Raw genomic sequence first — 13,527 nt, forward strand, 5'->3', positions numbered from 1 at the left:
CGTTTACAGCATGGCGTGCGCCTTTTTCAGGCCGGTATCCTCTTGCGGATCGGCCCCCTGAGGCAGGGGCTCCGCCTCCTGTTCCTCGGGCTGCGGCTCGTCGACATCGGGCGCCGCTTCCGGCGGCGGCATGGTGTCGTGAATGATCTGCTCATCGAAGGTCGGATTGAGCGCCGGCGACAGCGGCGAACTGGTGAGGCTGTCCGGCAGCGGAATATGCGGCACCGGTGCGTCCTGCGCCAGCTGAGGTTCCTCCGCTTTCGCCGTGCGGCTGAGGGCCGCCAGCAGCACGCCGCACAGGGCGAAGAAGGCGTACAGGATATTACCGCCAAGCGGCTCGATCAGCGCGCCGACCGCCAAGGGCCCGATGCTGGCGCCGACGCCGAACGCCATCAGCAGGCAGGCGGCCAGTGAGACGCGGCGCTCCGGCTCAATCAGATCGTTGGCCAGCGCCACTACCAACGGGTAGAGCGTAAACTGCAGCATGCTGACGACAAAGCCCACCGCCAGCAGCAGCGGGAAATCGATGTGCGGCAGCAGCGCCAGCGGCAGCGCCGCCACGATCAGGAAAATAGCGTTGAGTCGCATCAGCAACGGGCGGCTATAGCGATCCGACAGCCAGCTGAGTGGGAACTGCGCCACCAGCCCGGCGAAGATGGCCAGTGCCATGAACAGGCCGGTTTGTTGAGTGGTTAAGGACTGCAGGCTGGCATAGACCGGCGCCAGGCCGTAAAACGAGCCCACCACCATGCCGATCACCAACGTGGTGGCCAGCACCTTGGGAATGGCGCCGACAAAGTAGCGCAGCTCCATCGGCGCCGGCGACATGTGGCGCGCATTGGTGCGGGTGGTGAGGGCGATGGGCACCAGACAGAGCGCGAAGCACAGCGCGATCACCAGCAGCGTGGTGATGCCCAGGTTGCTTTGCAGCATCAGCACGATCTGGCCCAGCGACATGCCGAGATAGGTCGCCGCCATATAGAAGCCGAACACCATGCCGCGCTGGTTGGATTCCGCCTGGTCGTTCAGCCAGCTTTCCAGCACCATGTACTGACACATCATGCACAGCCCGATCACCAGGCGCAGGGCGACCCAGGCGGGAATGAACTCCGTTAGGCCGTGCCCCAGCACCGCAGCGGTAATGATGCCGGCGCAGGCCACGTAGGCGCGGATATGCCCGACGCGGGCGATGAGAAAGTGGCCGACCTTGCCACCGATCACCAACCCGATGTAGTTGGCGGCGATGATGGCGCCGATCAGCGCGCTGCTGACGTGGATGGAGGCCAGCCGCAGCGAGACGTAGGTGGTGAGCAGGCCCGAGCCCAACAGCAGCAGCAGGGTGGTGGTGTACAACGGCAAGAATACGCCCAACGTTTTTTTCACGCTATCATCCTAATCTCTTCTGGTGCGCCCTGAGGCCGCCGCCGCAGCGTGCCGCCTCCGTGATGTTCCTTGTGCTGGTGCGCCGCCGCTCGCTGGGGCGCTTCTTTTGATACTAGCAGCTTGGCTGGGCGCTTAAAACCGCACCTCCTGCGAGGCGCTGCGCATTTCCACGCGTCGGCCGCCGCATCGCCTTGATAAATGCTACTATCGGGCGCATATACCTGAATTCGCGAGGGAGAGGTTATGAGTGAAAACCAACTGCGCCGGCTCAGCGTGCTGGTGGGGGAAAAACTGAAGGCACAGGGCCGCTGGATCACCTGTGCGGAATCCTGCACCGGCGGCGGTATTGCCAAGGCCATTACCGATATCGCCGGCAGCTCCGCCTATTTCGATCGCGGTTTCGTCACCTACAGCAATGCGGCGAAGCATGACCTGCTAGGGGTGAGAGAAGCCACGTTGGCGGCGCACGGCGCGGTCAGCGAAGAGGTGGTGCGTGAGATGGCGATAGGGGCGCTGCGGGCGGCGCAGGCCGATCTGGCGCTATCGGTGAGCGGCATCGCCGGCCCGGACGGCGGCAGCGCGGAAAAGCCGGTCGGTACCGTGTGGTTCGGCTTCGCCGGCAGCGATGGCCGGGGGCTGTCGCGCATGATGCAATTCGAGGGCGACCGCGACGCGGTGCGGCTGCAGGCGACGATTTTCGCGCTGCAAACCGCCATCGACGAATTTTTGTAAATTAGGCTTGATACTGTATGACTATACAGTATAATTAGTGACATTTCCTGCACAACATACATTCAGTGGCAGTGTGGGGTAACACCGGCATTGCGAAACGAAGGAGCAAAAATGGCTATTGATGAGAACAAGCAAAAGGCGTTAGCTGCGGCACTGGGCCAGATTGAGAAACAGTTCGGCAAAGGCTCCATCATGCGCCTGGGTGAAGACCGCTCCATGGACGTGGAAACGATCTCCACCGGCTCACTGTCACTCGATATCGCTCTGGGCGCCGGCGGCCTGCCGATGGGCCGCATCGTTGAAATCTACGGCCCGGAATCCTCTGGTAAAACTACCCTGACGCTGCAGGTGATCGCCGCTGCGCAGCGCGAAGGCAAAACCTGTGCGTTCATCGATGCCGAGCACGCGCTGGATCCTGTCTATGCGAAAAAGCTGGGCGTCGATATCGACAACCTGCTGTGCTCCCAGCCGGACACCGGCGAGCAGGCGCTGGAAATCTGTGATGCGCTGACCCGCTCCGGCGCGGTTGACGTCATCATCGTCGACTCCGTGGCGGCGCTGACGCCGAAGGCGGAAATCGAAGGTGAAATCGGCGATTCGCACATGGGCCTGGCGGCACGCATGATGAGCCAGGCGATGCGTAAGCTGGCCGGCAACCTGAAAAACGCCAATACCCTGCTGATCTTCATCAACCAGATCCGTATGAAAATTGGTGTGATGTTCGGCAACCCGGAAACCACGACCGGCGGTAACGCCCTGAAGTTCTACGCTTCGGTGCGTCTGGATATCCGCCGCATCGGCGCCATCAAAGAGGGCGACGAAGTGGTGGGCAGCGAAACCCGCGTGAAAGTGGTGAAGAACAAAATCGCTGCGCCGTTCAAGCAGGCTGAGTTCCAAATCATGTACGGCGAAGGCATCAACAGCCGTGGCGAGCTGGTCGATCTGGGCGTGAAGCATAAGATGATCGAAAAAGCCGGCGCCTGGTACAGCTATAATGGCGAGAAGATCGGTCAGGGCAAGGCGAATGCCTGTAACTTCCTGAAAGAAAACCCGGCTATCGCCGCTGAGCTGGATAAGAAGCTGCGTGACCTGCTGCTGCACAGCGGCGGTGAACTGGTGGCCGCTTCCGGTGACGACTTCGAAGACGACGAAGCGGAAACCAGCGAGCAGTTCTAATCGCTGAAGATATGCGCCGCCGTTCGTGTGGCGCATATCCCATAAATTCAGGCTTGAATGATGAATGACTTGCTAAGCCGCGCCATGCGCCTGCTGTCGCAACGCGATCATAGTGAAGCTGAACTGCGCCGCAAACTTGCGGCGCAGCCGTTTGTGGCGAAAGCCCGTTTTGGCGGCAAGGGGCCACATGCGCCGGCATCACCGCCGGTGGCTGAAGAGCCGGTGGATCCTGCGCTGATCGAGCAGGTTATTGCCTACTGTTACCAGCATAATTGGCTAGACGATAAGCGTTTCGCTCACAGCTACATCGGCAGCCGCAGCCGCAAAGGTTACGGTGCGCAGCGCATCCGCAGTGAGCTGATGCAAAAGGGCGTCGACAAAGCGCTGGTGCAGGACGCGTTGGCGGAATGCGACATCGACTGGTGCGAACAGGCGAAACAGGTGGCGCAGCGAAAATTTGGCGATGCGTTGCCAACCGACTGGAAAGAGAAAGCCAAAGTGCAGCGCTATCTGCTCTATCGCGGCTTCTTCCAGGAAGAAATTCAGTCAATTTACCGTGATTTTGCGCAATGAGCGCACACGGGGTTTTACTTCCCTCTGAAGAAAATTTATCTTATCCCCACTTTTTGTTCGTGAGCTGGTTGTCATCGTCGGGATGACGCGTCACCGGCTCACGTGTCGTTATTCTAGCCTTTCCAGGAAAATTATGAGCAAGAGCACCGCTGAGATCCGTCAAGCGTTTCTCGATTTCTTTCATAGTAAGGGTCACCAGGTTGTAGCGAGCAGCTCCCTGGTGCCTAACAATGATCCGACATTGCTGTTTACCAATGCCGGCATGAACCAATTTAAGGATGTTTTCCTGGGGCTGGACAAACGCGCCTATTCCCGTGCCACCACCTCGCAGCGCTGCGTGCGCGCAGGCGGCAAGCACAATGACCTGGAAAACGTCGGCTATACCGCCCGTCACCACACCTTCTTTGAAATGCTGGGCAACTTCAGCTTCGGCGATTACTTCAAGCATGACGCGATCAGCTACGCGTGGGAACTGCTGACCGGTGAAAACTGGTTCAACCTGCCGAAAGAGCGACTGTGGGTCACCGTGTATGAAACCGATGACGAAGCGTTCGACATCTGGCAGAAGCAAATCGGCGTACCGGCCGAGCGCATTATTCGCATCGGCGACAACAAGGGCGCGCCTTTCGCTTCCGACAACTTCTGGCAGATGGGCGACACCGGCCCATGCGGCCCGTGCACCGAGATTTTCTACGATCACGGCGATCACATCTGGGGCGGCCCTCCTGGCAGCCCGGAAGAAGACGGCGACCGCTACATCGAGATCTGGAACATCGTTTTCATGCAGTTCAACCGCCAGTCCGACGGCACCATGCTGCCGCTGCCGAAACCTTCGGTGGATACCGGTATGGGCCTGGAGCGCATCGCGGCGGTGTTGCAGCATGTGAACTCCAACTACGAAATCGATCTGTTCCGTACCCTGATCGCCGCCGTGGCAAAAGTGACCGGTGCAACCGATCTGGACAACAAATCCCTGCGCGTTATCGCCGACCACATCCGTTCCTGCGCCTTCCTGGTGTCGGATGGCGTGATCCCGTCTAACGAAAACCGCGGCTACGTGCTGCGCCGCATCATTCGTCGCGCGATCCGCCATGGCAACATGCTGGGCGCGAAAGACACCTTCTTCTACAAGCTGGTGGCGCCACTGATCGAAGTGATGGGCCCGGCGGCCGACGAACTGAAACGCCAGCAATCGTTGGTGGAGCAGGTGCTGAAAACCGAAGAGGAGCAGTTTGCCCGCACGCTGGAGCGTGGCCTGGCGCTGTTGGACGAAGAGCTGGCCAAGCTGCAGGGCGATACCCTGGACGGCGAAACCGCTTTCCGTTTGTACGATACCTACGGCTTCCCGGTCGATCTGACCGCTGACGTCTGCCGCGAGCGCGGTCTGAAAGTCGATGAAGCGGGCTTTGAAGAAGCGATGGAAGCGCAGCGCCGCCGTGCGCGCGAATCCAGCGGTTTCGGCGCCGATTACAACAGCCTGATCCGCGTGGACGGCAGCAGCCAGTTCAGCGGTTACGATCACGACGAGCAGCAGGCAACTGTCATCGCGCTGTTCCGCGACGGCCAGCCGGTCGATCGGATCAACGCCGGCGAAGAGGCGGTGGTGGTGCTGGATGAGACGCCGTTCTACGGTGAATCCGGCGGCCAGGTCGGCGATAAAGGCGTGCTGAAAGCCGCCGGCGTAGAGTTTGTGGTCAACGACACCCAGAAATACGGCCAGGCTATCGGCCACCAGGGCAAACTGGCGCAGGGCTCGCTGAAGCTGAACGATCGCGTGGATGCGCAGATCGACGCTGAGCGCCGCAACAGCATCCGTCTGAACCACTCCGCGACTCACTTGCTGCACGCCGCGCTGCGCCAAACGCTGGGCGACCACGTCGCGCAGAAAGGCTCGCTGGTTAACGACAAATATCTGCGTTTCGACTTCTCGCACTTCGAAGCGATGAAGCCGGAGCAAATCCGCGCGGTGGAAGATCTGGTGAACCAGCAGGTGCGTCGTAACCTGCCGGTACAGACCGAGCTGATGGCGTTGGAAGATGCCAAAGAGAAGGGCGCGATGGCGCTGTTCGGCGAGAAGTACGATGACAACGTGCGCGTACTGACCATGGGCGACTTCTCCACCGAGCTGTGTGGCGGTACTCATGCCAGCCGCACCGGCGATATTGGCCTGTTCCGCATTCTGAGCGAGTCGGGCACCGCGGCGGGCATTCGTCGTATTGAAGCGGTGACCGGCGCAGGCGCTATCGCCACGCTGCACCAGCAAAGCGATTTGTTGCAAGACGTTGCGCAGCTGGTTAAGGGCGACAGCAACACCCTGACCGATAAAGTGCGCTCGGTGCTCGATCGCACCCGCGCGCTGGAAAAAGAACTGCAGCAGTTGAAAGATCAGCAGGCGGCGCAGGAAAGCGCGTCGCTGTCCAGCCAGGCAAAAGTGGTTAACGGCGTGAAGCTGTTGGTCAGCCAGTTGGACAATGTCGAAGCCAAAATGCTGCGCACCATGGTGGATGACCTGAAAAATCAATTGGGTTCAGCCATCATCGTGTTGGCAACGACGGCTGATGACAAAGTCAGCCTGGTTGCAGGCGTGACCAAGGATCTGACTGACCGCGTGAAAGCCGGCGAGTTGATTGGCAACGTGGCGCAGCAGGTAGGCGGCAAGGGCGGTGGTCGCCCTGATATGGCGATGGCGGGGGGGACGGATATCAACGCCCTGCCAGCGGCGTTAAACAGCGTAGAAGCCTGGGTGGCCTCGAAGCTGTGAACATAAATAAATAGCACGCACAAACGCCATAATACTTTGTTGATTATGGCGTTTTCATACTGTGCTAACACAATTTAGTTACAATTGCGGGAACAAAGTTTTTCAGGTCGGCTAAACTTACCATTATCTGAGGTGGGACCAAGTCTGCTTACACTTATTGTGGGTTGCGCGGCTTACGTTTTCACCACATATGATGGATAATGACGGGGAAACTGAGAGACCCGACTCTTTTAATCTTTCAAGGAGCAAAGAATGTTAATTCTGACTCGTCGAGTTGGTGAAACCCTCATGATTGGCGATGAGGTTACGGTCACTGTGCTAGGGGTAAAAGGCAACCAGGTGCGTATTGGTGTGAACGCCCCCAAAGAGGTTTCGGTTCACCGTGAAGAAATCTATCAGCGCATTCAGGCAGAGAAGTCTCAGCAGACGACTTACTGATTCCGAAGCAGCGTCTCGTTGCCAGACGAGACGCTACTGCATCGTTTTACCCACTTCTTTCGTTCTCCCCTCTCTTTTTCGTGATTATTTTCCCGGTTAGTTCCCTGCTTTGTTGCTACAGATGCTGCGGTTGCCTGTTGATAAAACGCCCTTTTTGCCGTGAAATCGCCCATGTTGGGTGCGAATTGTGCAAACGCGCATGAGTTGGGAAAAATTGTTTGACTTAAAAGTCGGAGAAAGTAATATGTGCGCCACGCAGTGCCGATGAGCTTCTCTAAAGCAAGTTAGGCGCAATTCGAAAGAAGCGTTTGGTGAGGTGGCCGAGAGGCTGAAGGCGCTCCCCTGCTAAGGGAGTATGCGGTCAAAAGCTGCATCCGGGGTTCGAATCCCCGCCTCACCGCCATTTGCATCCGTAGCTCAGCTGGATAGAGTACTCGGCTACGAACCGAGCGGTCGGAGGTTCGAATCCTCCCGGATGCACCATATTAGCCGTATGGTAGAGTTGGGAACAAAGTACCATAGGGTATCAAAGAATTACTGTGCATCCGTAGCTCAGCTGGATAGAGTACTCGGCTACGAACCGAGCGGTCGGAGGTTCGAATCCTCCCGGATGCACCATTCTTTAAGTCTGGCTTCATTAGCGAAGCAGGCAAGCAGTAAAAATAGTAATGCATCCGTAGCTCAGCTGGATAGAGTACTCGGCTACGAACCGAGCGGTCGGAGGTTCGAATCCTCCCGGATGCACCATCTAAGAGAAACCCGCTTCGGCGGGTTTTTCGCTTTTCAGCATTTAGCCATTCTCTCTCCCCCGTCCTCCTTTGCGCCCGATCGGGCACAGCACATTCCGTTATGACGCAGTCAGCGACAACCCAACGGCTTTACGCTAAAGTAGTTTTCTTTCCTCAACGATCATGGAGTAACGATGTACGACCGCTATCAGGGTCTTATTTTCGACATGGACGGCACGATTCTGGACACCGAGCCAACGCACCGCAAAGCGTGGCGTGAAGTGCTGTCCCGTTATGGCATGACGTTTGATGAAGCGGCCATGGTGGCGCTGAGCGGTTCACCGACCTGGCGCATCGCCCAGGCGATTATCGCCAGCCATCAGGCCGATCTCGATCCCCATCACCTGGCCGCGGAGAAAACCCGCGCGGTGGAAGCGATGCTGTTGGACAGCGTGCGTCCATTGCCGCTGATCGAGGTGGTGAAGTCCTATCACGGCCGCCGTCCGATGGCGGTCGGTACCGGCAGCGAGCACCGCATGGCGGAAATGCTGCTGCGTCATCTCGGCCTGTTCAACTGCTTCGACGCGATCGTCGGTGCGGACGACGTGCAGCGCCACAAACCGGAGCCGGACACCTTCTTGCGCTGTGCCGAACTGATCGGCGTGCCGCCGGAAAAATGCCTGGTGTTTGAAGACGCCGATTTCGGCATTCAGGCGGCGAAAAGTGCCGGTATGGCTGTGGTAGACGTCCGTACGCTGTGAGTAGTACGCTAGCCGTAATATCGTTATTTGGCAGTAGCTTCCTCAGTGCGACGCTGCTGCCGGGAAATTCAGAAATCGTTCTGGTCGCCTTGCTGACCCAGAGTCGCGTCTCGCCGGAGTTGCTGGTGCTGGCCGCGACTCTGGGCAACACGCTGGGTGGCTTGACCAATGTCATTATCGGGCGCCTGTTACCGGCGTTGAAACCACAGCGGGGGCTGGCAACGGCGCTTGGGTGGCTGCAACGCTTCGGCCCGGCTGCGCTGCTGCTCAGCTGGGTGCCGGTGGTGGGCGATTTGTTGTGCGTGTTGGCAGGTTGGCTGCGCATGCCCTGGGGCTCTGTCGCGCTGTTTCTGTGTATCGGAAAGGCGCTGCGTTACATCGTTTTGGCTATGATAACGGTACAGGGCATCGCCTGGTGGCAGTAACCAAGTGAATATAACTCAATATTCTCTCGGGTGCGGATTCAGTATGCTTACGAGTTATTGTTTTTAGAAGCGGGAGGTCAATTTGATCCCGGACGTATCACAGGCGCTTTCTTGGTTGGAAGCCCATCCCCAGGCATTAAAAGGTATTCGTCGTGGCATCGAGCGTGAAACGCTGCGGGTCACGCCGAACGGCACCTTGGCGACCACCGGGCATCCGGAAAAGCTGGGCGCGGCATTGACGCACCACTGGATCACCACGGATTTCGCCGAAGCGCTGTTAGAGTTCATTACGCCGGTTGATGACAACATCGATCACCTGCTGACGTTCCTGCGCGATATTCATCGTTACGTGGCGCGCAATATCGGCGATGAGCGCATGTGGCCGCTCAGCATGCCGTGCTTTATCGAAGCCGAGCAGGATATCGAGCTGGCGCAGTTTGGTTCGTCGAACATCGGCCGCATGAAGACGCTGTACCGCGAAGGGCTGAAGAATCGCTACGGCGCGCTGATGCAGACCATTTCCGGCGTGCACTACAACTTCTCGCTGCCGCTGGAGTTTTGGCAGGCCTGGGCCGGGGTGCAGGACGCAGAAAGCGGTAAAGAGCAGATCTCGGCGGGGTATTTCCGCCTGATCCGCAACTATTACCGTTTCGGTTGGGTGATCCCGTATCTGTTCGGCGCATCGCCGGCCATTTGTTCTTCGTTCCTCAAAGGGCGTGAGACCAATCTGCCGTTCGAGCGCACCGAGCAGGGGATGTGCTACCTGCCGTACGCCACCTCGCTGCGTCTGAGCGACCTGGGTTACACCAACAAGTCGCAGAGCAATTTGGGTATCACCTTCAACGATCTGCACAGCTATGTGGCCGGTCTGAAGCGGGCAATTGCGACGCCTTCTGAAGAGTTCGCCAAGCTGGGCGTGAAAGAGGGCGATCGCTACCTGCAGCTGAACAGCAACGTGCTGCAAATCGAGAACGAGCTGTATGCGCCGATCCGGCCGAAGCGCGTGACCCAAAGCGGCGAGACGCCGTCGGACGCGCTGCTGCGCGGCGGCATCGAATACATCGAAGTGCGTTCGCTGGATATCAACCCGTTCTCGCCAATCGGCGTGGACGCGGTGCAGGCGCGTTTCCTGGATCTGTTCCTGGTGTGGTGCGCGCTGGCCGATGCGCCGGAGATGAGCAGCGATGAACTGCTGTGCACGCGCAAGAACTGGAACCGGGTGATTCTGGAAGGGCGTAAGCCGGGCCAGACCATCGGCATCGGCTGTGGCGCCAGCCATGAACCGCTCGAAAAAGTGGGTAAGGCGCTGTTCGCCGATCTGCGTCGGGTGGCGGAAGTGTTGGACGGCGAAGCCGGCAACCGTCAATACCAGCAGGTGTGTGATGAGCTGGTTGCCGCGTTCGACGATCCTGAGTTGACCTTCTCTGCGCGCATTCTGAAGGCGATGAAGGCGGAAGGCACCGGGCGCGTCGGGTTGCAGCTGGCGGAGCAGTATCGTCAGACGTTGCTGGAAGAGCCGTTGGAAATCCTGAACGAAGCCGAGCTGGATAAAGAGCGGGAAGCCTCGTGGCAGCGCCAACGCGACATAGAAGCCAATGATACGCTAAGCTTTGAAGCGTTCCTGAAGCAAAACGGCGGAAGCTGAAAAAGAAAAAGGCCACATCAATGTGGCCAAATATGCATCTCTGATGACAGGGATGATGATAACAAATGCGCGTCTTTCACATACTCAGACTCGCAGGGTTAGAAAAGGTTTCCCGGTTAGGAAAAAAAGTTTCGAAATAAATGCTCTTTTACGAGGAGGTAGCGAAATGCCATTGCTGGATAGCTTTACCGTCGATCATACCCGTATGGCAGCTCCGGCTGTCCGCGTTGCGAAAACCATGAAAACGCCTCATGGCGATACCATCACGGTGTTTGATCTGCGCTTTTGCCGCCCGAACCTGGAAGTGATGCCCGAGCGCGGCATTCACACGCTGGAGCACCTGTTCGCCGGCTTTATGCGTGACCACCTGAACGGCCAGGGCGTGGAGATTATCGACATCTCCCCGATGGGCTGTCGTACCGGTTTCTACATGAGCCTGATCGGCGTGCCGGAAGAGCAGCGCGTAGCCGATGCGTGGAAAGCGGCGATGGCCGACGTGCTGAAAGTGACCGACCAGCGCAAAATCCCTGAGCTGAACGAATACCAGTGCGGCACTTACCATATGCACTCGCTGGAAGAAGCGCAGGAGATCGCCAAGCACATCCTGGATAACGACGTGGTGGTTAACCACAACGACGAGCTGGCGCTGCCGAAAGAGAAGCTGCAGGAACTGCATATCTAGCCGCGAGTTTCCCGCAGAGATAAAAAAAGACGCGATTTCGCGTCTTTTTTACTTTCAGGCCGGCGGTCAGTGGTGGCCGACGCTGGATTGCAGCGAGGTGATCGGCGTGACCCGCACCTGTTTGATCATGTTGCCCTGCACGTCGAGAATGTCGATATCGTAATGGCCGATACGCACCCGGGTGCCAATTTCAGGGATCTCTTCCAGCTCTTCGAGCAGCATGCCGTTGACGGTGCGGGCCTCGCTGGCCGGCAGGGTCCAGTTGAAGGCCTTGTTCAGTTCGCGCACGTTGGCGGTACCGTCGATCAAGACCGAGCCATCGCTCTGCGGCGTGACCTCTTCCGCCAACGTTGGTGACATCGAGGTGGTGAAGTCGCCGACGATCTCTTCGAGAATGTCTTCTACCGTGACCAGGCCCTGAATGTCGCCGTACTCGTCGACCACGATGCCGACCTTCTCTTTGTTGCGCTGGAACTTCACCAGCTGCACGTTGAGCGGCGTGCCTTCAGGCACGAAGTAGATCTCATCGGCGGCGCGCAGCAGGTTCTCTTTGTTGAACTCTTTTTTCTCGGTCATCAGGCGGTAGGCTTCGCGCACGCGCAGCATGCCGATCGCGTCGTCCAGCGAGCTGCGATACAGCACGATGCGGCCGTGCGGCGAGTGGGTCAGCTGGCGCATGATCGACTTCCAGTCGTCGTTGACGTCGATGCCGACGATCTCGGTGCGCGGCACCATGATGTCGTTAACCGTCACCTTTTCCAGATCCAGCACCGAAATCAGCATGTCCTGGTTGCGTCGGGAGATTTGCGACTGGGATTCGCGCACGATAGTGCGCAGCTCATCCTTGCTGACGGCGTCGCTGATGCGCACGTTGGTGCGGATGCCGAACAGGCGCAAGGTCAGGCTGGTGATGCCGTTGAGCAGCCAGACCAGCGGGAACATCACCTTTTGCAATGGCGCCAGCAGGACGCTGCTGGGGAAGGCAATACGTTCCGGATAGAGGGCGGCGAAGGTCTTTGGCAGCACTTCGGCGAACAGCAGCACGGCGAAGGTCAGTATGCCGGTCGCGATCGCCACGCCGAGATCGCCATACAGCCGCATGCCGACGATGGTCGCCAGCGCCGAGGCGAGGATGTTGACCAGGTTGTTGCCGATCAGCACCAGGCCGATCAGCCGATCCGGTTTTTGCAGCAGCTTCTCCACCCGACGCGCCGAGCGGTTGCCCTGTTTGGACAGGTGACGCAGGCGATAACGGTTGAGCGTCATCATGCCGGTTTCGGAAGCGGAGAAGTAAGCGGAGACCACGATCATGATCACCAGGATAATGATGAGGGTCCCCGTCGACACATGCTCCAATGCAGTATTCCTTATAGAGAGGGAGAATTGAGCCGGGCTGGCTTAGCGCACCATCACCTGCTGAATCAGACGGCTGCCGAAGTAGGCGAGCGTCAGCAGGAAAGCGCCGGCGAAGCTGAACCAGACGACGCGGCGGCCGCGCCAGCCTTCATGGTAATGGCCCCACAACAGCACGATATACACGAACCAGGCCATGATCGACAGCACGGCTTTATGCACGTTCTCTTTGCTGAACAGATTATCCATGTACAGCAAGCCGGTGCACAGGGTGAGCGTCAGCAGCACCACGCCGATCTGGGTGATATGGAACATCTTGCGCTCGATGCTCATCAGCGGCGGCATGTCGGCGCTAAAGGTCAACTTCTTGTTTTTCAGAAGGTAATCGAGCCAGGCGAGCTGCAAGGCGTAGAGCGCGGCGATGATCAGGGTAGCGTAAGAGAACAGCGCCAGGCCGATATGCACCATCAGTTCCGGGCTGGCTTCCAGGTGAGTGATGAACTCGCCGGGCATGAAGCTGGCGAAGGCCAGGTTGATCATCGCGAAGCTGTAGACGATCGGCAGCAGGAACCAGCCGCGGTCGCGCGAGGCGACGAAGGTCATCACCGAGCAGATGATCAGGCTGACGATGGAGCCAATGTTCAGCAGGCTGAGATTCTGCCCGGCGCTGACGTCAAAGATGCGCTGCTGCAGCGCGATGGCATGGCAAATCAGCGCCACCACCGCCGAGACGAGGGCAAGCCGACGGTATGCGCTGTTCTTCCGCAACAAGCTGGGAATGATCAGTCCAAGGCTGAGCAGGTAGGCCATCAAAGCCACAATGGAGAAAACTGGCATAGCGTTTAATTTTGCTTCGGCGTGGTTAATTGG

At 58.5% G+C, this 13,527-nt stretch carries 13 protein-coding genes and 4 tRNA genes; 13 read left to right on the forward strand and 4 right to left on the reverse strand.

Annotated elements, in window-relative coordinates; translation table 11 throughout:
* Positions 1-3: 3 nt before the first annotated feature.
* Positions 4-1,383, reverse strand: a complete 1,380-nt coding sequence (locus AWX27_RS23655; RefSeq protein WP_038871834.1) for an MFS transporter — start codon at positions 1,381-1,383, stop codon at positions 4-6.
* A gap of 243 nt (positions 1,384-1,626) precedes the next feature.
* On the opposite strand from AWX27_RS23655, the gene pncC reads away from it, so the two are divergent.
* From pncC to recX, 3 genes are all read left to right on the forward strand, one after another.
* On the forward strand, positions 1,627-2,115 hold the full coding sequence (pncC, locus tag AWX27_RS23660; RefSeq protein ID WP_060425320.1) for a nicotinamide-nucleotide amidase: 489 nt from the start codon (positions 1,627-1,629) through the stop codon (positions 2,113-2,115).
* Between the two features lie 111 nt (positions 2,116-2,226).
* On the forward strand, positions 2,227-3,291 hold the full coding sequence (gene recA, locus AWX27_RS23665; protein WP_060425321.1) for a recombinase RecA: 1,065 nt from the start codon (positions 2,227-2,229) through the stop codon (positions 3,289-3,291).
* Between the two features lie 60 nt (positions 3,292-3,351).
* Positions 3,352-3,864, forward strand: a complete 513-nt coding sequence (gene recX / locus AWX27_RS23670; protein WP_043135802.1) for a recombination regulator RecX — start codon at positions 3,352-3,354, stop codon at positions 3,862-3,864.
* A 40-nt stretch (positions 3,865-3,904) separates the two neighbouring features.
* Here recX and AWX27_RS25330 read toward each other — a convergent pair whose 3' ends face one another.
* Entirely contained in the window at positions 3,905-4,048 is a 144-nt protein-coding gene (locus tag AWX27_RS25330) for a hypothetical protein (protein ID WP_162091232.1), read from the reverse strand.
* Between AWX27_RS25330 and alaS the strand changes: the two genes are divergently transcribed.
* The 10 genes from alaS to luxS all read left to right on the forward strand — a co-directional run bounded on the left by alaS (position 3,998) and on the right by luxS (position 11,304).
* A complete protein-coding gene (gene alaS, locus AWX27_RS23675) occupies positions 3,998-6,625 on the forward strand; it encodes an alanine--tRNA ligase (RefSeq protein WP_060425322.1) in 2,628 nt (875 codons plus the stop codon). The two genes, AWX27_RS25330 and alaS, sit on opposite strands and share 51 nt — an antisense overlap.
* A 252-nt stretch (positions 6,626-6,877) precedes the next feature.
* Positions 6,878-7,063, forward strand: a complete 186-nt coding sequence (csrA, locus tag AWX27_RS23680) for a carbon storage regulator CsrA (RefSeq protein ID WP_004091602.1) — start codon at positions 6,878-6,880, stop codon at positions 7,061-7,063.
* 310 nt (positions 7,064-7,373) lie between these two features.
* Positions 7,374-7,466: transfer RNA gene (locus AWX27_RS23685), tRNA-Ser, on the forward strand.
* A gap of 3 nt (positions 7,467-7,469) precedes the next feature.
* A tRNA-Arg gene (locus AWX27_RS23690) sits at positions 7,470-7,546 on the forward strand.
* Positions 7,547-7,604: 58 nt separating this feature from the next.
* Positions 7,605-7,681, forward strand: a tRNA-Arg gene (locus tag AWX27_RS23695).
* 52 nt (positions 7,682-7,733) lie between these two features.
* Positions 7,734-7,810, forward strand: a tRNA-Arg gene (locus tag AWX27_RS23700).
* A 175-nt stretch (positions 7,811-7,985) separates the two neighbouring features.
* A complete protein-coding gene (gene yqaB, locus AWX27_RS23705) occupies positions 7,986-8,552 on the forward strand; it encodes a fructose-1-phosphate/6-phosphogluconate phosphatase (protein ID WP_060425323.1) in 567 nt (188 codons plus the stop codon).
* Positions 8,549-8,977 carry a YqaA family protein gene (locus AWX27_RS23710; RefSeq protein ID WP_004932520.1) on the forward strand — a complete coding sequence of 143 codons (429 nt, stop codon included), beginning with the start codon at positions 8,549-8,551 and terminating at the stop codon, positions 8,975-8,977. The genes yqaB and AWX27_RS23710 overlap by 4 nt, the downstream gene beginning before the upstream one ends.
* Positions 8,978-9,059: 82 nt before the next feature.
* Positions 9,060-10,622, forward strand: coding sequence for a glutamate--cysteine ligase (gshA, locus tag AWX27_RS23715; protein WP_049200284.1), 1,563 nt, complete (start codon positions 9,060-9,062; stop codon positions 10,620-10,622).
* A 166-nt stretch (positions 10,623-10,788) separates the two neighbouring features.
* Positions 10,789-11,304 (forward strand): S-ribosylhomocysteine lyase, encoded by a 516-nt coding sequence (gene luxS / locus AWX27_RS23720; RefSeq protein ID WP_019455133.1) that lies wholly within the window; start codon positions 10,789-10,791, stop codon positions 11,302-11,304.
* A 66-nt stretch (positions 11,305-11,370) separates the two neighbouring features.
* Here luxS and AWX27_RS23725 read toward each other — a convergent pair whose 3' ends face one another.
* Both AWX27_RS23725 and AWX27_RS23730 read right to left on the reverse strand, forming a co-directional pair.
* Complete coding sequence (locus tag AWX27_RS23725) at positions 11,371-12,660, reverse strand: HlyC/CorC family transporter (RefSeq protein WP_060425324.1); 1,290 nt, start codon at positions 12,658-12,660, stop codon at positions 11,371-11,373.
* 42 nt (positions 12,661-12,702) lie between these two features.
* Positions 12,703-13,494: a cytochrome C assembly family protein gene (locus tag AWX27_RS23730; protein ID WP_004932506.1), complete on the reverse strand. Its 792-nt coding sequence runs from the start codon at positions 13,492-13,494 to the stop codon at positions 12,703-12,705.
* Positions 13,495-13,527 lie beyond the last annotated feature (33 nt).

Source organism: Serratia sp. 2880STDY5682894, assembly GCF_001537385.1.
Lineage (GTDB): Bacteria > Pseudomonadota > Gammaproteobacteria > Enterobacterales > Enterobacteriaceae > Serratia > Serratia nevei.